The organism is Arthrobacter sp. ISL-95 (assembly GCF_018613695.1).
Taxonomy (GTDB): domain Bacteria; phylum Actinomycetota; class Actinomycetes; order Actinomycetales; family Micrococcaceae; genus Arthrobacter.
In genome coordinates this window covers 89644-113229 of sequence record NZ_JAGGPR010000013.1, presented here as the reverse complement: position 1 = coordinate 113229, position 23586 = coordinate 89644, and the positions used below count along the sequence as shown (strand labels likewise).

At 61.9% G+C, this 23586-nt stretch carries 19 protein-coding genes; 8 read left to right on the top strand and 11 right to left on the bottom strand.

Annotation, left to right across the window (positions count from 1 at the left end):
* Positions 1-9: 9 nt before the first annotated feature.
* On the bottom strand, positions 10-1176 hold the full coding sequence (gene argJ, locus J7I86_RS17305) for a bifunctional glutamate N-acetyltransferase/amino-acid acetyltransferase ArgJ (RefSeq protein WP_214821770.1): 1167 nt from the start codon (positions 1174-1176) through the stop codon (positions 10-12).
* Positions 1173-2204, bottom strand: a complete 1032-nt coding sequence (gene argC / locus J7I86_RS17300; protein WP_214821768.1) for an N-acetyl-gamma-glutamyl-phosphate reductase — start codon at positions 2202-2204, stop codon at positions 1173-1175. The genes argJ and argC overlap by 4 nt, the downstream gene beginning before the upstream one ends.
* A gap of 167 nt (positions 2205-2371) precedes the next feature.
* Between argC and J7I86_RS17295 the strand changes: the two genes are divergently transcribed.
* From J7I86_RS17295 to J7I86_RS17280, 4 genes are all read left to right on the top strand, one after another.
* On the top strand, positions 2372-3460 hold the full coding sequence (locus J7I86_RS17295; protein WP_214821766.1) for an acyl-CoA desaturase: 1089 nt from the start codon (positions 2372-2374) through the stop codon (positions 3458-3460).
* 85 nt (positions 3461-3545) lie between these two features.
* Positions 3546-4511: a quinone oxidoreductase gene (locus J7I86_RS17290; RefSeq protein ID WP_214821764.1), complete on the top strand. Its 966-nt coding sequence runs from the start codon at positions 3546-3548 to the stop codon at positions 4509-4511.
* A 155-nt stretch (positions 4512-4666) separates the two neighbouring features.
* The gene (locus J7I86_RS17285) at positions 4667-8578 is read left to right on the top strand and encodes a Pls/PosA family non-ribosomal peptide synthetase (RefSeq protein WP_214821792.1); all 3912 of its coding nucleotides are present in this window, start codon (positions 4667-4669) and stop codon (positions 8576-8578) included.
* Positions 8579-8590: 12 nt separating this feature from the next.
* Positions 8591-9934 (top strand): M1 family metallopeptidase, encoded by a 1344-nt coding sequence (locus J7I86_RS17280; RefSeq protein ID WP_214821762.1) that lies wholly within the window; start codon positions 8591-8593, stop codon positions 9932-9934.
* A 4-nt stretch (positions 9935-9938) separates the two neighbouring features.
* On the opposite strand, the gene J7I86_RS17275 is transcribed toward J7I86_RS17280, so the two are convergent.
* From J7I86_RS17275 to J7I86_RS17250, 6 genes are all read right to left on the bottom strand, one after another.
* Complete coding sequence (locus tag J7I86_RS17275) at positions 9939-10586, bottom strand: 4'-phosphopantetheinyl transferase superfamily protein (RefSeq protein ID WP_214821760.1); 648 nt, start codon at positions 10584-10586, stop codon at positions 9939-9941.
* A 148-nt stretch (positions 10587-10734) separates the two neighbouring features.
* Complete coding sequence (locus J7I86_RS17270; protein WP_214821758.1) at positions 10735-10932, bottom strand: hypothetical protein; 198 nt, start codon at positions 10930-10932, stop codon at positions 10735-10737.
* A gap of 1000 nt (positions 10933-11932) precedes the next feature.
* Entirely contained in the window at positions 11933-12667 is a 735-nt protein-coding gene (locus J7I86_RS17265) for a serine protease (RefSeq protein WP_286179948.1), read from the bottom strand.
* Between the two features lie 181 nt (positions 12668-12848).
* On the bottom strand, positions 12849-15392 hold the full coding sequence (gene pheT, locus J7I86_RS17260) for a phenylalanine--tRNA ligase subunit beta (RefSeq protein ID WP_214821756.1): 2544 nt from the start codon (positions 15390-15392) through the stop codon (positions 12849-12851).
* A gap of 2 nt (positions 15393-15394) precedes the next feature.
* Positions 15395-16456, bottom strand: coding sequence for a phenylalanine--tRNA ligase subunit alpha (pheS, locus tag J7I86_RS17255; RefSeq protein WP_062067709.1), 1062 nt, complete (start codon positions 16454-16456; stop codon positions 15395-15397).
* A 203-nt stretch (positions 16457-16659) separates the two neighbouring features.
* Complete coding sequence (locus J7I86_RS17250) at positions 16660-17676, bottom strand: LppM family (lipo)protein (RefSeq protein ID WP_214821754.1); 1017 nt, start codon at positions 17674-17676, stop codon at positions 16660-16662.
* A 101-nt stretch (positions 17677-17777) separates the two neighbouring features.
* On the opposite strand from J7I86_RS17250, the gene J7I86_RS17245 reads away from it, so the two are divergent.
* Both J7I86_RS17245 and J7I86_RS17240 read left to right on the top strand, forming a co-directional pair.
* Positions 17778-18230, top strand: coding sequence for a hypothetical protein (locus J7I86_RS17245; RefSeq protein ID WP_214821752.1), 453 nt, complete (start codon positions 17778-17780; stop codon positions 18228-18230).
* Positions 18227-18856 (top strand): SIMPL domain-containing protein, encoded by a 630-nt coding sequence (locus J7I86_RS17240; protein ID WP_214821750.1) that lies wholly within the window; start codon positions 18227-18229, stop codon positions 18854-18856. The genes J7I86_RS17245 and J7I86_RS17240 overlap by 4 nt, the downstream gene beginning before the upstream one ends.
* Here the strand turns inward: J7I86_RS17240 and pcp are convergent.
* Positions 18853-19494, bottom strand: a complete 642-nt coding sequence (gene pcp, locus J7I86_RS17235) for a pyroglutamyl-peptidase I (RefSeq protein ID WP_214821748.1) — start codon at positions 19492-19494, stop codon at positions 18853-18855. The genes J7I86_RS17240 and pcp overlap by 4 nt on opposite strands.
* A 90-nt stretch (positions 19495-19584) precedes the next feature.
* On the opposite strand from pcp, the gene J7I86_RS17230 reads away from it, so the two are divergent.
* Entirely contained in the window at positions 19585-20676 is a 1092-nt protein-coding gene (locus J7I86_RS17230; RefSeq protein WP_214821746.1) for an Rv2578c family radical SAM protein, read from the top strand.
* Positions 20677-20687: 11 nt separating this feature from the next.
* Here the strand turns inward: J7I86_RS17230 and J7I86_RS17225 are convergent, their stop codons facing one another.
* Entirely contained in the window at positions 20688-21122 is a 435-nt protein-coding gene (locus tag J7I86_RS17225; RefSeq protein WP_214821742.1) for a (deoxy)nucleoside triphosphate pyrophosphohydrolase, read from the bottom strand.
* A gap of 134 nt (positions 21123-21256) precedes the next feature.
* Between J7I86_RS17225 and J7I86_RS17220 the strand changes: the two genes are divergently transcribed.
* Positions 21257-22465, top strand: a complete 1209-nt coding sequence (locus J7I86_RS17220) for an MFS transporter (RefSeq protein WP_214821740.1) — start codon at positions 21257-21259, stop codon at positions 22463-22465.
* A 153-nt stretch (positions 22466-22618) separates the two neighbouring features.
* Here J7I86_RS17220 and J7I86_RS17215 read toward each other — a convergent pair whose 3' ends face one another.
* On the bottom strand, positions 22619-23545 hold the full coding sequence (locus J7I86_RS17215) for a cation diffusion facilitator family transporter (protein WP_214821738.1): 927 nt from the start codon (positions 23543-23545) through the stop codon (positions 22619-22621).
* Positions 23546-23586: the final 41 nt, after the last annotated feature.

Below are 23586 nucleotides of genomic sequence, written 5' to 3'. Positions count from 1 at the left end.
GTCATCCGCTCAGCTCGAGTATGCGCTGTTCTCGTGCACGTAATCGTGCGTGAGGTCGTTGGTCCAAATGGTGGCCTCGGCGTCACCGGCCTGAAGGTCAATTTCGACCAATACTTCGCGCGGCTCCAGGTCCACCAGGTTGCGGTCATCACCGATTGCGCCGTTGCGGCAAATCTGGACGCCGTTCATGGCGACGTTGAGCTGGTCCGCCTCAAAGACGGCATCAGTCGTTCCCACGGCTGAGAGCACGCGGCCCCAGTTAGGGTCCTTGCCGAAGATGGCAGCTTTGAAGAGGTTGGAGCGGGCAACACTGCGGCTGACGATTTCAGCGTCGCGTTCGCTGGCGGCGTTGAAAGTCCGGATAGCGATGTCATGGCTGGCGCCTTCGGCATCACCGATCAGCTTGCGCGCAAGTTCGGCACAGACTTTGGTGACCGCTTCGCTCAACTGCTCGGCAGAAGGCAGAGCCTCCGAGGCCCCGGATGCCAGCAACACCACGGTGTCGTTAGTGGACATGCAGCCGTCCGAGTCCGCCCGGTCAAAGGTGACGCGCGTGGCGTCGCGGAGGACGACGTCGAGTTCATTCGCAGGAACTTCGGCGTCGGTGGTGAGGACAACCAGCATTGTTGCCAGACCAGGCGCCAACATCCCGGCACCCTTGGCAATGCCTCCCACGGTGAACTGCTTGCCCTGGGCATCGGTGCCAGTGAAAACGGCTTCCTTGGAAACACTGTCCGTAGTCATGATCGCTGTGGCGGCAGCGGAGCCGCCATCTTCGGACAATTCACGGAAAGCCGCGTCAACGCCGGGCAGAATCTTGTCCATGGGCAGCTGCTCGCCGATCAGGCCGGTTGAGCACACTACGACGTCGGAAGCTGAGACTCCCAGAACGCCGGCCACTTTCTCTGCGGTGGCGTGGGTGTTCTGGAAGCCTTGCGGACCGGTGCAGGCGTTGGCTCCGCCGGAGTTCAGGACCACGGCATCCACACGGCCATCGCTTACCACTTGGCGTGACCAGTGAACAGGTGCGGCAGCCACGCGGTTGGAGGTAAAGACGGCGGCTGCGGACTTTTGCGGCCCGTCATTGACTACCAGGGCCAGGTCCGGGTTGCCCGAGGCCTTGATGCCGGCTTTGATACCTGCGGCGCGGAATCCCTTGGGGGCGGTAATGGTCACGGTGCAACTCCCTGCAGGTTCAGGCCGGCGGATTCGTCCAGGCCGAGGGCAATATTCATGGACTGCACGGCTCCGCCGGCGGTTCCCTTGGTGAGGTTGTCAATGGCGCACGTAACGATCACGCGGCCCGTGTGGGAATCGAAGGCCAACTGCATTACAGCGTGGTTGGAGCCCTGCACCGACTTGGTGGTGGGCCACTGGCCTTCCGGAAGGAGGTGCACGAATGGCTCGTCGTCGTAGGCATCCGCCCACGCTTGGCGAAGTTCGGCTTCTGTGACGCCGTGACCAACCTTGGCTGTGGCAGTCGTGAGAATGCCGCGGCTCATGGGGACCAGAGTAGGTGTGAAGGAGACCGTCACTGCCTCACCAGCTGCATTGGACAGTCCCTGTTCGATTTCAGGTGTATGCCGGTGGCCGCCGCCCACGCCGTAGGGGCTCATGGAACCCATGACTTCGGCACCAATGAGGTTGACCTTGGCGGCCTTGCCCGCACCGGAAGTACCCGAAGCGGACACAATCACGACGTCGTCCGCCAGGAGGAAATTGTTGGCGAAACCGGGCGTCAGGGCGAGCAGGGCCGACGTCGGGTAACACCCGGGAACGGCGATGCGGGTGGCGCCTTTGAGCGCCTCGCGTTGGCCCGGCAGCTCGGGCAGACCATAGGGCCACGTGCCCGCATGGGCCGAGCCGTAAAACTTTTCCCACGCCGCGCCGTCCTGCAGGCGGTGGTCAGCACCGGCGTCGATCACTACCGTCCCTTCAGGCAACTGCGCAGCGATCTCAGCTGAAGCGCCGTGCGGCAACGCCAGGAACACCACGTCATGGCCGGACAGGTTCTCCACCGTGGTCTCTTCCAGAATCCGGCTGGCCAAACCGTGGAGATGCGGCTGCAACTCCCCTAGTCTGGAACCGGCGTTGTTGTGAGCGGTGATGGCACCGATGGTGACGTTCGGATGGCCTGCCAGCAGGCGCAGGACTTCTCCCCCGGCGTAGCCGCTGGCACCGGAGACCGCAACAGAAATAGTCATGACTCCACTGTACAGCAAGAATATTCATGCTGTCCGATATTTATGCACCCAGTTGTGAGCAGTCTCATTATTTTGGAGATTCGACGTATGCTTAGTGGAGGGTGATCCAGACCGTGCAGTCCGAACGTCGGCTGCAGCGTTGCCCGTTAGCGATACGGGGCACATTTATGTCACCCACGTCCACCGCTGAGCGCCCCAAAGCTCGCGCAATTCAACCAAATCCCGTCGTCCAGAGCTACTCAGAGCTCCTCAAAACCGTTAAGTCGGCTGGACTCCTCGAACGCCGTAGCGGCTTCTACATCTGGGTCTTCGTGGCCTTGGTAATGCTCATGGCCGGCACCTGGCTCGGCTTCGCCCTCATTGGCGATTCCTGGTACCAGCTCCTGATCGCCGCTGCCGTAGGCATCCTGTGCACGCAGCTGAGCTTCCTCGCCCACGAGGCAGGTCACAAGCAGATCTTCGCTTCGCGGCGCGCCAACGATTGGTCCGCCCGCCTCCTTGCCACCGGAGTAGCCGGCATCAGCTACTCCTGGTGGGAACAGAAGCACGGCGCCCACCACAACCACCCCAACGTCATCTCCAAGGACCCGGACATCCGGAACAACGCCTTGGTGTTCTACGAAGACGCTGCAGCCGAACGTAGAGGCCGCCTGGCTTTCCTCACCAAGAAGCAGGGCTGGTTCTTCTTCCCGCTCCTGACGCTCCTGGGCTTGAGCCTCCAGTTCGACTCCCTTCGCTTTGTTTTCGGCAAGCAGAAAGTACGTCACCGCTGGGTAGAGACGCCTATCCTCGTGGCCAGGCTTGCCGCCCTCCCGGTTCTTGCTTTCACGTTCCTGCCCATCGGTATGGCGTTCGCCTTCCTGGGCGTTCAGATCATGGTTTACGGCTTTTACATGGGTGCCTCGTTCGCACCGAACCACAAGGGCATGCCCGTCCTCCCCAAGGACAGCCGCGTGGATTTCCTCAACCGCCAGATCCTGACCTCGCGCAACATCTCCGGTGGCCTCTTCATGGACTTCCTCCTGGGCGGCCTCAACCGTCAGGTAGAGCACCACTTGTTCCCGGACATGGCTCGCCCACACTTGTACAAGGCCACAAAAATCGTGCGCGAGTTCTGCGCCAAACACTCCATCTCCTACACGGAAACCACACTGATGCAGTCCTACGGGATCGTGGTCAGATACCTCAATGATGTGGGCCTGGCAGCAGGCCGCGGCTTCGACTGCCCGGTAGCTTCGACTCACGGACGCTTCTAGGCGTTCCACGGGGGAAGCCCCAACTTCCCTAGGATGGATTCTGAAACCGGGCACCGGAAGGACCGCCCCGGAGTGAGGAGCCACAATGACGCACGCCATCGTTGCACAGCAGCCCGGAGGACCTGGGGTCCTCGAGTACGCATCTGTGGAAATACCGAAGCCTGGCCCCGGCCAGCTGTTGATCAAGGTCGCAGCTGCCGGGGTCAACTTCATTGAGACATACCAACGCAGCGGCACCTACAAAGTGGACTACCCCTTCACCCCGGGCGCCGAAGCTGCAGGCACCGTGGAGGGGGTCGGCGATGGAGTCGAGGAATTCTCCATCGGCGACCGCATTGCCACGGCCGAGGGAAGCAGGACCTACGCTGAGTACGCCCTCGTTGACGCGAGCAAGGCACTTCCGGTTCCCGACGGCGTCGACGACCACACCGCCGCGGCCCTGCCGCTGCAGGGCATCACCGCTCACTATCTGATGAACTCATCCTTCCGTGTAGAGCCGGGCCACACCGTCCTTCTGCATGCGGGAGCCGGCGGCGTCGGCCTCCTGCTGACCCAGCTGCTGAAGGCCCGCGGTGCCCGCGTCATCACCACTGTGTCCTCGGACGAAAAAGCCGATCTGTCCACCTTGGCCGGCGCCGATGAAGTACTCCGTTACGAAGGCTTCGCCGACAGGGTTCGCGAACTGACCGACGGGGAAGGAGTCAACGTGGTGTACGACGGCGTCGGCAAGGACACGTTTGACGATTCCCTGAAGAGCCTGCGCATCCGCGGCGCCATGGTGCTCTTCGGCGCTGCGTCCGGGCCTGTGCCGCCCTTTGATCCTCAGCGTCTGAACGCCGCAGGTTCACTGACGCTGACCAGGCCCACCATGGCGCACTTCGTCCAGAATGCACAGGAACGCCGGTGGCGTTCAGCGGAAATTTTCGACGCCGCCGCCAACGGCAGCCTCTCTGTCCGGGTCGGTGCCACGTACCCGCTCGCCGAGGCCGCCCAAGCACACCGGGACCTTGAAGGCCGCCGGACCACCGGAAAAGTCCTGCTGGTTCCCTGATCGCCTTTTGAACATCACATGTGCATAAAGCGAACTGCGGGTCAACAAAGCGTGACGTGCAGGAAACGCCCGACACCTTTTGTTCATCTTTCTGCGGAAAGCTGACGAACGTGAGCACAGAACATCCCGCTGGGGCCGGCACGACGCCTGCCCTGATGACGTACCGTCCCCAGCTATCGGGAAGCCCCGCGGCCCCCGCCGAACGCACTCTCGTGGACATCCTGGAAGAGACCGCATTCTCATTCCCCGAAGCCTCGGCGCTGGATGATGGGCAAAAATCCTTGAGCTACACCGAGCTCCTCAAGGCCGTCCGCAGATTTGTCGCCCAGCTCCATGCGGCAGGGCTTGGCCGGGGAGACAAAATCGGCGTCAGGATCCCGTCTGGCACCAATGAGCTCTACATCGCCATACTGGGAATCCTCATGGCGGGCGCTGCCTATGTTCCCGTGGATGCGGATGACCCCGATGAGCGTGCGCGCCTGGTATTCGGAGAAGCCCGGGTTGGGGCAGTCATCGCTGCGGGCCTGGACATCCAGCTTTCCGGCGATGCAAGGGAATCCGTCTCCATGCCCTCCACCCCCGCCCTGGACGACGATTCCTGGATCATCTTCACCTCGGGATCCACGGGGACTCCCAAGGGCGTTGCAGTCAAGCACCGTTCCTCGGCGGCATTCGTTGATGCAGAAGCCCGCATCTTCCTCCAAGCTGATCCCATCGGACCCCAGGACCGGGTGCTGGCCGGCCTGTCGGTGGCCTTCGATGCGTCTTGCGAAGAGATGTGGCTGGCGTGGCGTCACGGAGCCTGCCTGGTGCCCGCACCGCGAGCCCTTGTTCGAACCGGCATGGACCTGGGTCCTTGGCTCATCAACCACGGAATCACCATTGTTTCCACCGTGCCAACCCTTGCCGCCCTGTGGCCGGTGGAGGCGCTGGAAAATGTCCGCCTCCTCATCTTCGGCGGCGAAGCTTGCCCGCCCGAACTCGCTGAACGCTTGGCGGTGGATGGCCGTGAAGTATGGAACACCTACGGACCCACTGAAGCTACCGTCGTTGCCTGCGCGGCTCCTTTGGGCGGGCCCGGCCCCGTCCGGATCGGCCTGCCGCTGGACGGTTGGGACCTCGCCGTCGTCGATCCGCAGGGCGTTCCGGTGGCTGAAGGCGAAATCGGCGAGCTGATCATCGGCGGCCTAGGGCTGGCCCGCTACCTCGATCCTGCCAAGGACGCCGAGAAGTATGCCCCCATGACCACCCTTGGGTGGGAGCGCGCGTACCGCTCAGGCGACTTGGTGCGATTCGAAGCAGCGGGCCTGATCTTCATGGGCAGGGCCGATGAACAGGTCAAACTCGGTGGGCGCCGGATCGAACTGGGCGAAGTAGACGCAGCGCTTCAGTCCTTGCCCGGCATAGCCGGCGCGGCTGCTGCAGTGCAGACAACGGCGGCCGGCAACCAGATCCTTGTTGGATACCTGGCCCCCGGTGACGGCTATGAATTGTCCATGGACGAGGCGCGCCGCCTTCTGGGCGAGAGCCTCCCGGCTGCTTTGATTCCCTTGCTGACCGTGGTGGGTTCCCTCCCCACCAAGACCAGCGGCAAAGTGGATCGTCATGCACTCCCTTGGCCGTTGGCAGGAGCCGGCGCCACTGAAGCCGGCAACGCGCAGCTGAACCTGCCTGATGACGCCCGCTGGGTGGTGGAGCAGTGGGAGGCAGTGCTAGGCAGCCCCGTCAGTTCACTCGACGCCGATTTCTTTGCCTACGGTGGCGGATCCTTGGCTGCGGCCAAACTCGTGTCCGCCCTACGTGTCCGCTACCCCACCATCACCGTGGCGGATATCTATGCCACGCCGCGAGTGGGCGCTTTGATCGACGTCGCCCGGCAGTCACTCCCCGACGGCGGCTTGCCGGGGCCCGCTGTTGAGCGCACCGTCCGTCCTACCGCCTTGAAGTCGCAAATTTTCCAGGTCCTCATGGGAGTGCCCTTGCACATCCTGGTGGGTATGCGCTGGCTGACCTACCTCATGGTTGCCAACCGACTGCTGGCTGATTTTGCTGGCTTTGCTGCCGCACCCGTTGTGTCGTGGTGGTGGATCGCGGCATCATGGCTGATCTTTGTCAGCCCCTTGGGCCGGATGGCGATCTCAGTGGTTGCAGCCAAGGTGCTGCTTGGCAGGATCCAACCGGGGAGCTACCCGCGTTCCGGTAAGACCCACCTACGTTTGTGGCTGGCCGAGCAGATTCAAGACCTTTCGGGTGCCATAGGCCTCGCCAGTGCCCCGTTCGTTCCCTACTACGCACGCGCCCTGGGTGCGAAGATCGGCAAGGACGTTCACCTGCACTCCTTACCCCCGGTTACCGGGCTGCTGTCCTTGGGCAGCGGAGCCAACATCGAGCCCGAAGTGGACCTTTCCGGCTGGTGGGTGGACGGTGATTCAGTCCACATCGGACATATCCATGTGGGTGCGGGTGCAGTTGTGGGAGCACGGAGTACCTTGATGCCCGGAGCCAGCATCGGAGCGGGTGCCCACGTTGATGCCGGATCGGCCGTACTGGGCAAGGTGAAAGCCGGACACCTCGTGGCCGGCTCCCCCGCTGAACGTCGTGGTAAGGCCAAGCACGAGTGGCCGTCAAGCATCAGCCGGCGCCCCGTGGTGGACCGTCTCTGGTTCTCCGCCTTCGCCAGCGCCTCGGCTCTGCTGGCCCTCATCCCCTATACCTCCGCCTTCGCCGGCGCACTAGTGCTCTTGGCTTTCATCCAAGGCCACGAGTCGTTGCAGACAGCCCTTCCACAGATCGCACTGGCCCTTCCACTTGCCGCTTTAGTGTGGTTCTTCGGCAACCTGGTGCTGATTCTGATGGTTGCGAGGCTTCTGGGCTTGGGCCTTAAAGAGGGCTACTACCGGGTACGAAGCCGCATCGGTTGGCAGGTCTGGGCCACGGAACGCCTCCTGGACATGGCCCGGGACCTCCTCTTCCCCGTCTACGCAAGCCTTTTCACACCTCTCTGGTTGCGGCTCCTCGGTGCCAAGGTGGGCAAGAACGTGGAGGCCTCAACGGTGCTGCTTGTTCCTAAAATGACCACCATCGGCGACGGCGCTTTCCTTGCTGACGACACCATGGTGGCCTCCTACGAGCTTGGCGGCGGATGGATGAAGATCGCTCCGGCCAAGATCGGGAAGCGCTCCTTCCTTGGCAACTCCGGCATGACCGCTGCGGGACGGAACGTGCCCAAAAATTCGCTCGTCGCAGTTCTGTCAGCCACGCCCATCAAGGCGAAGTCGGGCACCTCATGGCTGGGCAGTCCGCCCGTCAGGTTGCGCCGCACCGCCGTCGATGCTGATCAAACACGAACCTTCCGCCCGGCCCTCAAACTGAAGATCGCACGGGCATTGTGGGAACTGTGCCGCCTGATACCGGTCATCCTCACAGTGGCCATCGCCGCTGGCGTGATGCTGGTGCTGGACGGGATCGCCCGAGGATGGGGCTACTGGATAGCTGCCATCTTGGGAGGCGTGGTCATGCTGGCCGCAGGGGCTGTGGCCGCCTTCAGTTCCATCGTGGCCAAATGGGTCCTTGTAGGGGCCATCCGCTCGGGCGAACACCCGCTGTGGAGCTCATTCATTTGGCGCAACGAGGTGGTGGACACTTTCATCGAAATGGTGAGCGCACCGTGGTTCGCCCGCTCCGCCGCAGGAACTCCTGCCCTGGTGTGGTGGTTGCGCGGACTCGGCGCCAAGATTGGACGCGGAACGTGGTGCGAAAGCTATTGGCTTCCCGAAGCCGACCTCGTGACCCTGGGCGAAAACTCCACAGTCAACCGTGGCTGCGTAGTACAGACACACCTCTTCCACGACCGTGTCATGAGCCTTGACACCGTAACACTCGGCAACGGTGCCACCATGGGACCGCACGGGGTCATCCTCCCAGCGGCGAGCATCAGCGACGGCGGCACCGTTGGTCCGGCGTCGTTGGTTATGCGTGGTGAGACCGTCCCGGCCGGGACGTACTGGATGGGTAACCCCGTGAGCCCGTGGGTGGGTCCGTCGGCACAGAGGCCGCACCTCAAGTAGATTGGACGGATCATGACCGCACCAATCCCCACTCCCATGACCGAAGCCGACCCCTACGCCTTGAACCACGGCAGCAGCAGTTACCGCGTGGACAGGTACGAGTTGGACCTCGACGTCAGGCTGGGCAGCAACAAGCTGATCGGCAAGGCGGTCCTGCGTTGCACGGCCCTGGAAGCTGCTCCGCAGATTGTCCTTGACCTGGTGGGCCTGCGGGCAAGCAAGGTGCAGCTGGACGGCAAGAAGCTGCAGAAGTTCAGCCACAGGGCCGAGCACCTGGTACTGGCCCCTGCATCGCCGCTCAAGACGGGCCAGCAGTTTTCCCTCGAGATCCGCTACGACGGCAACCCCCAGCCGCGGCGGGGCCTATGGGGCGATGTGGGCTGGGAGGAACTGAACGACGGTGTGCTGGTGGCCGGACAGCCCAACGGTGCCGCGTCCTGGTTCCCGTGCAATGATCATCCCCGTTACAAGTCCACTTTCCTTATCTCCGTGACCACCGACGACAACTATCGTCCCGTGTGCAACGGGCGGCTGGTGTCGCACTCCCGCAAGTCGAGCAGGGAGACGTGGGTCTACGAACAGGCTGAGCCTATGGCAACCTACCTCGCCACCGTGCAGATCGGGAGGTACGTCAAGGTTCCCTTGCATGTTGACGACACCCATGGCCGGGTGCCGCAGTTCGTGGCAGTCACGCCCGAGATGGCGGTTGACGCCTTGCAAGGCCTGCGCCGCCAGCCCGACATGATGCACACCTTCGAGGATTGCTTCGGTCCGTACCCGTTTGCCGACTACACCTCAGTGGTGACCGAGGACGAGCTGGAAATTCCCCTCGAAGCCCAGACCCTTTCGATCTTTGGCCACAACCACATGCGCGATACCTGGGATGCACAACGCCTGATCGCCCACGAGCTTTCCCATCAATGGTTCGGTAATTCGTTAACGGTCACCAGCTGGAAAGATATCTGGCTGCACGAAGGCTTTGCTTGCTACGCGGAGTGGTTGTGGTCCGAGGAATCCCGCACCATGACGGTTGCTGCCCGTGCCACCGCTGCCTGGAAAAGGCTCGACGCCGGCCCTCAAGATCTCTTGGTGGGCGATCCCGGCCCCGAGTTGATGTTCGATGACCGGGTCTACAAGCGGGGTGCCCTTGCCGTTCACGCACTGCGCATGGCCGCCGGCGATGAGGCGTTCTTCGGTTTCCTGCAGCATTGGACTGCCGCAAATCGGCACGGTTCGGTGTCTACCGACACGTTTATTGGGGCTGCGGACTCATTCATTCCCGGGTTTGATGCCGCGTCGATTCTCCGTCCGTGGCTGTACGAAGCTTCGCTGCCGCCGCTGCCTTCAGCTCACTGACGCGTTAGCCCAGGGCCAAGGCGGCGACGAAGCCTTCCGGCAGATCACGATTGCTGACAGTGTTCACGTCGTGCAATCCCGGACGGTCCAGCACGTTCACCTGGGCTGGGTTGCTTCGCAGACCCTCGCCCGTCATCTTCAGCCAAGCTTCTTTGCGTGCCCAGAGCCGGGCGCGCTGCCTGGCTTGATCCTGCTCCGGGATGGACACCAGGAATTCCTTCTCGGCTGCGGTCAAGGCGACGTCGTCAAAGCCATCAAAGCCAACCCCGCTTATCGCTTCGAGGTCCACTCCCAGCCGGAAACCTTCCGCTGGATGTACGACGCCGGCCAGCAGCACCCAGCCCGACGCCCGGGACGCGCTGAGCACCAGAGGCGCGGCGCCGCCGTCGAGCATGAACCCTGGGCGGCCGTGGTCCTGGCCGGGGCCGCATTGCGGGCAGCGATAGTCCGGCACGAGGCGAGTGGGATCGACATCGAGCAGCGAAGCGGCGAAGTGCCATAAGGCGATCCGGCCGGCAACGAAGTCATCCCTATCCTCGGGTTTGGCCAAGCTGTTGGCACGCTCGAGGGCGGGCGGGCCGAGTTGTTGAATCTGACCGCCTGTGCCCGGCACGTCACTGAACTTCCGCAGCTCAAGCACCGGATTGTCCATGTCGGCCTTCCTTGCACTTTTGCTCGTGAGTCGCAGCCACCATTCTCAATGAACAGCTGATCGGGCCCCTTGTCGCCTGACCAAGAGTGAAGTGACCCGGGAACGTAGAAAGGCGCCCTTGATCTTCCAAGGGCGCCTTGCCACCCAGCTAAACGTCACCTGTCAGTCCGCTCCTTCGACGGTTCATCACGTGCCGGCCCACGACGGATCCCACCACGACGATGGCCGCCATAACGAGGCTGATTCCGAGATTGTAAGGTGCAGCGAGAACAACCTGATAAATGAACTGTGCTACGAGGAATGCAGCGCCGGCGATGAGTCCGGCTTTGACCTTCGAGTACTTCATCAGAACTCCTTTCACGCTGCCCATCAACTATTGGCGGGCCCAAGCAGAATTACGGCGATCGAAACCCCAGCGCTAGTGAGGACGCCGCATGTCAATGAGTTACTGGAGCACCAACTCTGAGCACTACTATAACCCTCTCGTATGACATTCCATGCCGTGCCGCTGTCGGTCGTCGGATAAATCTTGAGTACTACATTCCAGTTTTGAAGAAGCGCGTACGTCCCAGCACCCGTGCAGTCTTGGGGATTTTTAGCCGTCCAATCCGCAACAGTCGTTCCGTATATACACTGTGCGTAATTCCCGTCTGCCGGACTGGCGTGCGCCGGACTGGCCGCGAGTCCGAGACCGAACACCATTGCCAAGACAATAGGTGCGGAAGTTAGAAATCTCTTAATTCTCATGACTAAATATCTCCTCAATTTCTTTTCCTAATTCGGAGACATCTATCAATCGCCCCGACGCTGAACGGTACTCCGTTTTCAGAAGCAGATACGTTCGGATCTTTCAGAGAAATGAAGTAAAGAGTTCGCACCTGAGGCTGACCTTTATAGGTACGACGCCACTTGACTTGCGCATTATCACGAAGAGAGCGTATGCTTCGGACGATTACCCCGGGCAACTACAAAATACAGGGCAAAAGCATCTTGTGCAGCTTGGCAAGGATTTGCGATCGTAACGTCCGGTTTTTCAAAATTAATATTTTCCGAAAGATTGGACTCCGGCAAGGCAAATCGAGAGGGCACCATTTGTACTAAGTGGCGTGTCGACTACTCCCCAAGGATCACGTCACTCGGCTCACACAAAAGTGTTCCCCGCAGCAATCAAGACGCCGCGGGGAACACTTGTGGGGTGGGTTAACTCAACTGGGCTACTTCACCGACGTCAGGTAGTTTGCCAAGGTGGGAGTGATGCGGGTGCCGGAGTTGGAGCTGCCACCGTTGGTGTGGATGGCAACGATGGTGTTGGAGCTGTTGTAGACAGGGGCGCCACTCTGGCCCCCCTAGGTGTCCATCTTGTAGAACACCTTTTCCGTCTGCGTGCTCTCGATGGGTCCGGTCATGGACCACATGGTGCCGAATGCCTTGTCTCCCGGATAGCCGCGCACTGTGGCGCTGGTTCCATTCAGGCTGGCGGTGGTACCGGTGTAGTTGAGCCAGCCGGTGGTGTTGCCGATGGTGCAGTCGAGCTTGATGACGCCCCAGTCGGCGTTGGTGTTCGCCGAGTCGATCCAGCGCTGGTCCGTGAAGATCTCCGTTGCACCGCAGGTGCCGTAGGGGTCGGTTGAACCATTACGGCCCGGGGCTACTTTGACGCCCCAGGAGTAGTCGGCCTCGGAGCCAGTGCCGCCCTCATGGACGCAGTGTCCAGCCGTCAGCACGGTGTCATCGGAGATCAGCGCGCCGGAGCAGATGTAGCCGCCATTGACCTCAATCTGCACGATGGAGCGATTGGGGGGTGCCGTGGGGTTGGTGATTCTTACTCTCCCATCGGCGCCGATGACCGAGTCCGTGGAAGCGCCGCCATTCTTGGTGGGTGCGGCAATGGTGTACTTGTCGGCCAGAGGGGATGCGGCCGAGCCCGACGTCTGCGTCTTGTCCACCGTGTGCCCTACGGGCTGAACCTCGGCAGCGGCTACTTGGGGCGTCGACTCTGACGCCACTGCAGCTCCACCAAACGAGGACGTCAGGGCCACTACTGCTGCCCCGACAAGCAAAGCAACATTCTGCTTCTTCATGGGTACCTTTCAAAGGACTGCTCTTGGAACCGTGCGAGGGATGTGATACCCATGTTTCACATGTGCATGACAGACCTGTCATACACATGTGAATAGTCTGTCAGGATGCTGGGAGCTCAATCTCGATAAAAGAAAATCCCCGGAACCAGATGGTTCCGGGGATGATCAATCGCGAGCAGTATCAGCGCTGGACCGCGCCAAACCGCTCGGCCGCAACAGCAACGGCTGCGGCGCGGGCTCCAGAAGCCTCGTCTGCAGTCAGCGTGCGGTCGTCGGCACGGAAACGGAGGCCGAAGGCCAGCGATTTCTTGCCTTCGTCGATGCCGGGACCCGCGTAGACATCGAACAACGCGACGTCTTCGAGGAGTTCGCCGGCGCCTCCACGCAGCGCGGAGAGGACCTGATCTGCCGGCACGTCCTGTGGGACAACCAAGGCAACGTCCTGCGTCGCTACGGGGAACCCGGAGATGTGCTTGGCCACGATCACGTCAGCGGCAGCTTCGAACAGTGCTTCGACGTTGACCTCAAGAGCTACGGAGCGTGCGGGCATGTCGTGAGCAGCCAGGAGTTTGGGGTGCAACTCTCCTGCGTAGCCCACAACGTCGCCACTGCGCAGCGCGAGTTGAGCTGCGCGGCCTGGGTGGAATGCCTGGTGGCTTCCCTGGCTGACAACCAGCTCCACGCCCAGAACATCCGCCATGAGGCGTGCAACGTCAAGAGCATCAGCCCAATCCCACGCACGCGGCGCGTGCGTGGCAGCAGCCGGGGAATCATGTCCGGTCAGGACGGCGGCGATGTGCAGCGGCTGGTGAGGGACGCCGTCGTACAGTGCATCCAACACCTCATCGGCAGGCTTGACGCCCAGCGGCGGGATGGAATCCGTCCCCAGCTTCTCGCCGGGAAGGAAGACCGAACCGGCTTCATAAAGTGCCAGATCGCGGAAGCCGCGGGAGTGATTGCGACGGGCAACCTCGATCAAGCCCGGCAGGATGGACGTACGGAGGAACCCGTTTTCCTCGCTGATCGGATTCGCCAGCTTCAGGGCAGGACGCGCTTCACCCTCAGTGGCAACACCGAAGGTATCGTTTGATGCCTTGGAGACGAACGGGTAGGACAGCACCTCGGTGAGCCCTGCATCCGCCAACGCCTGGACAACCCGGCGCTTCTGCTGCTGGCTGCGGCTCAGGCCACGGCCCGGAGGGGCCACGGGAAGAGTAGCGGGAATGTTGTCATAGCCAACAAGGCGCGCGATTTCCTCGGAGAGGTCTTCCTTGGTTTCGAGATCGCTGCGCCAGCTCGGAGCCGTCACAACGTAGCCCGACGAGGTCTTCTCCACAGTTGCACCCAGGTCCACCAGAGACGTGGTGATCTGCTCTTCTGTGAAATCGATGCCGATCCGGGCGGTGGCGAACTCTGCAGGCAACTCGATGGTCACGGGGTCTGGGGCGGTTCCGACGTCGGTCCCGGCCTCGTCTGCCGTACCTCCGGCAAGTTCCACCAGGAGGTCCACGACTCGCTGTGCAGCGATGTTGGCAACGTGCCAATCAACCCCGCGCTCGAAGCGCTTGGAAGCTTCGGACGGGAGCTTGTGGCGGCGACGGGAGCGTGCGATCGAAACTTCGTCGAAGTGTGCAGCTTCCACCAGAATGTTCGTGGTGGAATCGGACACCTCAGTGTGCGCACCACCCATGACTCCGGCAATACCGATGGCGCCGGAGTCATCGGTGATCAGCAGGTCCTCGACGTCGAGCGTGCGCTCTTTGTCATCCAGGGTGGTGATCTTCTCCCCCGCTACCGCACGACGCACCACGATGTCGCCGGCAAGCTTATCGAGGTCGTAGCAGTGATTCGGCTGACCAAGCTCCAGCATGACGTAGTTCGAGATGTCTACCGGCAGGGAGATGGAACGAACGCCGGCCAGACGGAGGCGCGCCGCCATCCACGGCGGTGTGGGGCGTGATGCATCCACGCCACGTACCGTGCGGGCTACGAAGCGATCGCAGCCTGGCTTGCCGTAGATGGGAGCGTCGTCGTTGAGCTTGACGCCATAGCCACCCTGCAGGGTAGCCGGCGCACTGACCTTGGATGCGGGATCCACGAACGAGGTTCCCGTGGCGTGGGCGTACTCGCGGGCCACACCACGGATGGAGAAGGCGTAACCGCGGTCCGGCGTGACGTTGATTTCCGCTGCCTGATCGTAGAGGCCAAGGAGTTCCATGGCGTCAACGCCGATTTCCGGATCCAGGCCAATGCGGGACAGGACAAGGATGCCGTCGTGGTCATCGCCGATGCCCAGCTCGCGGACGGAGGCGATCATTCCGGCGGACAGGTGACCGTAGGTCTTCCGTGCCGAGATCTGGAAGTTTCCGGGCAGGACAGCGCCGGGAAGGGTGACAACGACTTTGTCACCTTCCACGAAGTTGTGCGCACCGCAGATGATGCCCTGCACACCGGAAGGATCAATGCCCTTGCCGGTGAGGGTCTGCTCCTGCCCCTCGGGAACTACGCGGACTTGGCACCAGTTGATGGTCTTGCCGTTGGTCTGCGGTTCCTTAACCAAGCTTAGGACCTGGCCAACCACAACGGGGCCCGTGAGCTCGTCCGTGGGGCGGTGGACTTCTTCTTCTTCAAAACCAACCTTGACGAGGTCGGCCATGACGTCTTCGGCCGTAGCATCGGCCGGAACCTGCGCGAATTCACGCAGCCAGGAAAGTGGGATACGCACTGTTAGATCTCCATCCCGAAGTGCTCGCTGAAACGTACGTCGCCCTCGATCATGTCGCGCATGTCGCCAACCTCGTTGCGGAACATGAGCGTGCGCTCAATGCCCATACCGAAGGCAAAACCTGAATAGATGTCCGGATCAATGCCGGCTGCCCGGAGGACGTTGGGATTGACCATGCCGCAGCCGCCCCACTCGATCCAACGCGGGCCACCCTTGGCACCCGGGTGCCAGATGTCCAGCTCAGCGGAAGGCTCAGTGAACGGGAAGTAATTGGGGCGCAGACGGATGGAGGCTTCATCGCCGAACATCTGGCGGGCGAAGTGCTCCAACGTGCCGCGGAGGTCGGCCATGCTGAGGTTCTTGTCGATCGCCAGCCCTTCGAACTGGTGGAAGACAGGAGTGTGCGTGGCATCGAGTTCATCGGTGCGGAACACCTTGCCCGGGCATAGAACGTAGATGGGCACTTCGCGTTCCAGCATGGAGCGAACCTGCACCGGCGACGTGTGCGTGCGCATCAGCAGGTGGGCTTCGGGCGGCTCCACGAAGAACGTGTCCTGCATTTCGCGGGCCGGGTGGTCCGGCTTGAAGTTCAGCGCATCAAAGTTAAACCACTCGGACTCCACCTCGGGGCCTTCGGCGATTTCCCAACCCATGCCAACAAAGATGTCCGAGACGCGGTCCTGCAGCGTGGACAGTGGGTGCCGTGCACCGGCACGCCGACGACGCGGACCCGCCGTGACATCCACGGTTTCCTCCACCAGAATGCGGGCGTCGTTCTCGGCTTCGAGAACCTGGGTTCGGGCTGCGAGCGCCTGGTTGACCCGGCCGCGCGAGGACCCCATGAGCTTGCCGGCGGCAGCCTTGTGCTCCTTGGCGAGGCCACCGATTTCACGGTTGGCCAAGCTCAGCGGCGACTTCTCACCGGTGTGGGCGAGTCGGACAGCCTTGAGTTCTTCAAGGGAGGAAGCAGCGGCAATAGCAGCAATGGCATCCTCGACGGCGGCGGTGATGGCGGCTTCATCCAGCGGATTCGGGATGGCAGCGCCTGGCAAAGTGTCAGTCATCTACTGTTCTTAGCTACGAGTAGGGAACGGCCCGGCAAGGCAGGCCTGCAAAACGAAAGGGTAGTGCTCGCCGCGGACGGCAGGCACTACCCTTCAGTCTAGTTGAACCTCACAGCCGGGATTTAACCGCCGTGTTTTTGTACAGCCCATGACCTGGCGGGAGCCGCTGACGGGCAGTACCTGTACCAGGAATCCGGCAGCGCCTAGGCGCCGGAAGCTGGCGGTGCCGACGGCGGCGGAGGTACCGGACCGTCGTCGTGCGTTTGGCCCGGCAGCTGGGTGGGCTGCGGCTGGGTGGGCTGCGGCTGGGTGGGCTGCGGCTGGGTGGGCGGCTGTTGAGTGGGCTGCTGCACAGGCGATGCCGGCGCACCCGGTGTATAGCCTTGCCCTGCCCAGTCTTGCTGGGGGTTCCGGGCCGGCTGCTGGGGCTGGGACTGATAGCCGTCCTGGCCAGGCTGCGCCGAAAAGTCCTGCTGTGCTTGATAACCCGGCTGCGCCGGATAGTCCGGCTGCCCATACGGAGTTGCACCGGCGAGCGCCGGCTCCTGCCGGGCGGACCTCTTGCGCAACAGAACGAACAGCAGGACCAGCGCTGCGGCGATGACGAGGACGGCTACAAGGATCCAGATGATCCACAGGGGAATCCCCGCGTTGGCCTCGGCTTTTGCTTGAACCACCGTGTCCTTGACGGACAGCATGTCGAACGTGGCCTTGTTGCCATCCACGGTGGCGCCATTGGCTTCCACCACTTTGCCCGGGAAGGTGAACGTGACGGAGGCTTCGTCGAACATGGACTTCGCCATGGCAGAGGATGAAGCGTCGCCGCTTTCACCACCTGCCACTCCGCCCATGGAGATGACATAGAAGTCCCCGTCCCTTTTCAGTTCGAAGGGGCTCTCGGAGCTGGACGACTCCGCAAGCTTGGCGGGGTCCAGGTTTGCGGCGGTGATCCGCTTGCCTTTGTACTTCTCGTCCTCGTAGTCCACCACGGTGGCACCGTCGGGGATGTCCATCTCTTGGCTTCCGGTACCGTTCGACTCCATGAATTCGTCGAAGGACTTATCTCCAAGGACGGATTTTTGGATGGCGTAGACCACTTCGTAGTCCACGCTCTTTTCGTTGTTGACCTTCACTGACATGTTGAGCTTGACGCAACCTGTCAATGCCAACATGAGTGCAATCAATATACCGACGAAGCCTAAGGCGCGTTTCGCGTTCATTTTCCCTCTTCCCCCAATGTGAGTGCGGCACCTACGGGTGCCCGCTCAGCGTATCCCCGCCGCCCATGCTGCGCCACACAGAACGGGTTTAGCATGGCTTCATGACTCCCGCGCAGCGCCTACGGCAAATCGCTAATGTCCTCAACCTGTCCACGCCGTTGGGATTGGTGGTGGCGGCCGCGGCCAAGTGTGCCGTCTCCCCCGGCCCGCGTGGGCTTCTGATCGCGGCCGGTTACCACTGGAAGCTCCCCCACGCCGGTGCTTTCACCCTGGGAAATGTCATCCTGTACCGGGCGCCACAGGGCGTGGCCGGAACCAACACGGTGCTTTTGGGACATGAGGAGCGGCACAGTACCCAGTACGCGTACTGTCTCGGTCTTCCTTTCCTTCCCCTCTATGGCGTTGCCGCCGGTTGGTCCATGCTTCGAAGCGGGAATCCGGGATCGAGGAATTTCTTTGAAAGGCAGGCCGGCCTCGTGGCCGGCGGCTACATTGACACTCACCACGGCCGGCAGGGCAGCCCTGCGGTCCAGCGAATCGAGGCCTCAGCATGAACCGAACCATCACTGTTACCGGGACCGCGAGCGCAAAGGCCGTTCCGGACCTGGTGACCTTAACGCTCGGTGTGGAAACGCGCCGCGGTACGGCGGCTGAAGCCTATGACGACGCCGGCAAAGCGGCTAACGCTGTTGCAGCCAGTTTGCGGGAGGCCGGTGTTTCCGCCGTAGACCTTCGAACGAGCGGGTTGAACCTTCGCGCCGATCTGGTCTGGGTGGAGGGGCAGGGCCAGAAAGTGACAGCCTATGTGGCGTCCACCACTCTGCAGGTGGGAATCCGTTCCCAGGCGGATGCTCCGGCTGCTATTGCTGCGGCGGTTGCTGCCGGCGGAGACGACATTCGGATCAACGGGATCGAACAGGGCTTTGCGGATTCTTCGTCCGTCACCGCCCAGGCGCAGGAGGCTGCATGGCAGGATGCAGTGGCACGAGCCGAACAGTACGCTTCGCTGGCATCCTTCCAGCTTGGAAAGGTGGTCTCCATCTCCCAGGAGCCGCTGCATGGCGGCCCCATACCCTTGGGTGGAATCGTGAGGGCTTCCTTCACTGCGGAGTCCATGCCCGTGGAAGCTGGAGAGTCCTCGGTGTCAGCGAGCATCCGGGTTGAATGGGAGCTTGTCTAATGGATAGCGCCGGCTGAGAATTTAGGATCGCCCTGCGTGTGCAGGGCAGTCCTGACAACAACAGCGATTCCCTCCGTCATCGCTTCCAAGGGCATTGACGGAGTTGTGCTGCCTTCCGGAAGCTGTTCCGGCAGATAGGGAAGGTGGACGAATCCGCCGCGGATGCCGGGCTTGGATGCCAAGGAGTGCATCAGTGCATAGAAGATGTGGTTGCACACATAGGTGCCCGCAGTTTGAGAGACTTCTCCCTTGATGCCCGCGATCTGGAGGTTTCTGAGCGCAGCTTTAATGGGCAAGCTTGAGAAGTACGCTGCAGGCCCGCCCGGAATGACCTCTTCATCGATGGGGCGCTGACCCTTGTTGTCCGGTATTCGAGCGTCATCGCAATTGATGGCGACGCGTTCCAAGGAAACCCGTCCACGGCCCCCAGCCAGGCCAGTACAGACCACAATGTCCGGGTTCAGGCGTGTTATGGCGTCGGTGAGAGCAGCTGCCGATTCGCCAAAGACGCACGGCAGCTCCACAGCTTCAACGGCCATGCCTTCCTCGGCGAGCAGCTCCCTCGCCCCCTGTGCTGCCAGCCAGGAAGGATTCACCTTGTCCTCGCCAAACGGTTCGAAGCCAGTCAGCAGAATCATGGACCAACCCTAGCAACGCCGGTCCCCGGATTCACCGGCCCTGTCGTGGCGGCCTTGACAATCGTTCGAACATACCTTCGAATGGAGTCCATGAGATGGGACGCACAAGCACTTTCGCCAACGCGTGGACCGGCGTCAGATACCAGTGGAATCGAGGCTCCGGGCCCTGCCCCGGCTTTGGATGCCTTGCTGCCACTTGCCGGACTTGTGCGTTCCATCTCCACACCCGAGTTCTCCGGAGTCACCTTTCATGAGGTCACCGCAAAGTCAGTGCTCAACAAGGTGCCTTCCGGTTCCAACATGCCGTTTGAGTGGACGGTCAATCCGTATCGCGGATGCAGCCATGCCTGCGTGTACTGCTTTGCCCGCAAGAGCCATACGTATTTGGAATTCGACGCCGGACGGGACTTCGATTCGCAGGTGGTGGTTAAAATCAACGCGGCCGAGGTTCTCCGCAAAGAGCTGGCCAAGCCCTCGTGGAAGCGGCCCCAAGTAGCCCTCGGCACCAACACTGATCCGTATCAGCGCGCAGAAGGCCGCTACGCCCTCATGCCCGGAATCATCAGGGCTCTGGCCGACTCCGGCACCCCATTCTCTATCTTGACCAAAGGCACACTGCTGGCCCGGGACATTCCCCTGCTCAAGCACGCCGCTACTCAGGTCCCCGTGGACCTGGGTATCTCGCTGGCCATGACCAATCAGGATCTTGCGGAGCTCATTGAACCCGGCACTCCTTCACCCAAGGCCCGCCTTAAACTCATTGCCAGGCTTCGTGATGCCGGATTAGGTTGCGGCGTCATGGCCATGCCAATCCTGCCGTGGCTCACGGACTCCGATGAAGCCCTCGATTCCCTCTTCGCTGAACTGACCAAGGCGGGCGCCACAGGAGTCACCGCCGGCGCGTTGTACCTCAAGCCCGGAACACGCGAGTGGTACATGCAATGGCTGGCGGCCCAGCACCCCGAACTGGTGGGCAAGTATCGGCGGCTCTATGGCCAAGGGGCCTATGCCTCCAAGGAGTACCGCACCTGGCTTACCGGAAGGATCACCTTCTTCAAGGCGAAGTACGGCTTCACCGGCACGTCCGGATTCAGTCACCGGAATGCGCGAGCTGTTAGCGGGTCCACAGAGGCGCCTGTAGGAGCCTCCACTCCCCTACCCGGGCAACAGCCGCTCTTCTAAGCGGTCCGTTATCACGCGGGAGCGGTAACCCGATCAAGCAAGGCACGGACAATCGGGAGGTCCGCCGGGATCCACGGAAGGCTGAGAGCCTGGTCATGGTCAGCCAACGATACCCAACGCAGTTCATCGTGATCTTCCAGGGGCAGCGGCTCCCCCGCCGTCAATTCGGCGAACCACACGCGCATGGCAGCGCGCTCATTGAGCGTCCATCCGGCGGTGTTGCCGGACTCAATCTCCGGCCCCAGCTGCACTTCAACTCCCAGTTCTTCGGCGAGTTCACGGTGCAGGGCGGCTTCCGCTGTTTCTCCGGTTTCCACCTTGCCGCCCGGAAATTCCCACATTCCCGCAAACTGGGGTGGTGCTGTGCGGCGTGCGGCCAGAAGGCGGGTAGGGGCTTCCAAGGAGTCGACGACTGCGGCGCCCACGACGTTAATCAATCCAGTCACCGCAACAGTCTACGGCGGCCCGGGCCATGGGAATCGTCACAAACCAGCGCCAAGTCGCCGCCCCGGGACTAAGCTTGTTATCGGATTTTCTCCGTATTCCCCCGGCCCACAAGGCACCTTCCAGAAGCAGGCTTATGACTACCACCGTGTCCCCATGCGCCACCGCAAAAGCAGCCAGGAACCACCTTGGTCTGGCCATCCTGGCGTTGGCCATGGGCGGGTTCGCAATCGGTACCACCGAGTTCGCCATGATGGGCCTGCTGAAGGAAATCGAGGAAGGGCTGGGCATCAGCACCCCTGAGGCCGGAAACCTCATCTCCGCCTATGCCTTGGGCGTCGTTATCGGCGCCCCGGTCTTCGCCGCTTTTGGAGCAAAGCTTCCAAGAAAACACCTGGCTTTAGGCCTCATGTTGTTCCTGTCCTTGGCGAACCTGACATCCTTCATCGCGCCCGACTACGGCTTCATGCTGCTCTCCCGCTTTGCGTCCGGGCTTCCCCACGGCGCGTTCTTCGGAGTGGCAGCCGTCATTGCCGCCGGCCTCGTAGCCCCCACCAAGAGGGGCTGGGCGATCTCCATGGTGATGGCAGGCCTCACCGTCTCCAACGTCATTGGCGTTCCTGCAGCCACCTGGGTGGGCCAAACCTTCGGGTGGCGTCTCCTCTTTGTCATTGTGGGAGCCATCGGGTTGCTGACCGTTGCCATGGTGTGGAAGTTCGTCCCCTTCGAGGCAGCCCACCCCGAGGCGAGTATCCGGCGCGAACTGGGAGCACTCAAGCGGCTCCAGGTATGGCTGGCGCTGCTGATCGGCATCATTGGCTTCGGCGGCTTCTTCGCCGTGTACACCTACATCGCCCACACCATGACCTCGGTAGCCGGAATACCTGAAAGCCTGATCCCCGCCGTGGTGGCCCTCTATGGACTGGGAATGGTGGTAGGCAACATCCTCGGTGGACGCCTTGCAGATAAGTCCGTGATGGGCACCATCTATTGGGTCATGCCCGGAATCGCCGCAGCCCTGGTGGTCTACGCAATTGCGGCGCACTGGGCCTGGGCTGCCTTCATCATGGCGTTCGTGGTGGGCGGTATCGGCTCCATGTTGACTCCCGCACTGCAGACCCGGCTCTTGGACGCTGCTCCCGGCGCTGCCTCGCTGGCGTCCTCACTGAATCACTCAGCCCTCAACATCGCCAACGCGCTCGGCGCCTTCCTGGGCGGCACCGTGATCGCCTGGGGTTGGGGCTACGTGGCTCCTGCCTTGGTGGGAGCGGTGCTGGCCATCCTGGGCCTCGGAGTAGCTTTGCTAAGCGGCTTGCTGGAGCGCAAAAAGCCACTGGCCACCTGATCGCCTGAAGCACTACCAAACAGCTGCACTGCTAAACAGCCTGCACCACCAAACAGTGCGCGGCTGACCAGCCAGCGACGACTGACAGCTGGAACAAAGATGGGCTCCGCCGACGCGGAGCCCATCTTCTTTGTAGATCTACGTGGTCAAAATTTAAACCTGCTGCGCCTGGACGCGCTCGATGTCGGGTTCCAGGTAGATGACCCGCGCAATGGGGACGGCTGCCCGGATACGCTGCTCGGCGTCGTCGATCCCCCGGGCGATCTCTTCGCCCTTCTGGGAGGCTCCCATGGAGATTTTCGCTGCGACCAGCAACTCGTCCGGGCCCAAGTGCAGGGTCTTGAGGTGGATGATGCGCGTTCCGTCAGCTTCCAGAGCCGCCGTAATCCTCTGCACATCTTCCTTGGTGGCAGACTCTCCCAAAAGCAAAGACTTGGTTTCGAGTGCCAGGATCACGGCGATGGCCACCAATAGGAGTCCGATCATGGCGGTGCCCAAGGCATCCCAGACACCATTGCCGGTCACTAAGGTCATACTGACGCCGAAGAGTGCGAACACCAGGCCAATCAAAGCTCCAAAGTCTTCCAGAAGAATAACCGGCAGTTCGGGCTGCTTGGCGTTGCGGACAAATTTGACCCATGACTGCTTGCCGCGGGTGTGGTTCGACTCGATGATCGCGGTCCGGAACGAGAACGACTCAGCAATGATGGCGCCCACCAGGACGGCCAGCGGGACCCACCAGAAGGCTCCCTCAATACCGTGAGGGTGCTGGAACTTCTCCCAGGCCTCATACAAGGCGAACAGGCCACCAACACTGAACAGCACGATTGAAACGATGAACGCATATATGTATCGCTCGCGGCCATAGCCGAAGGGGTGCTCCGGGCTCGCGGCCTTCTTGGCACGCTTACCACCCACAAGCAACAGGATCTGGTTGCCGGAATCCGCCACCGAGTGGATGGCTTCGGCGAGCATGGACGACGACGCTGTCAGGAAGAAAGCTACGAATTTCAAGACAGCAATCGTCAGATTGGCAGCGAGGGCCGCCACAATCGCTTTGGTACCGCCACCTGCAGCCACGAAAGCTTCACCTCTTCGGGTTTGTAAGAGTCTGGAATAGG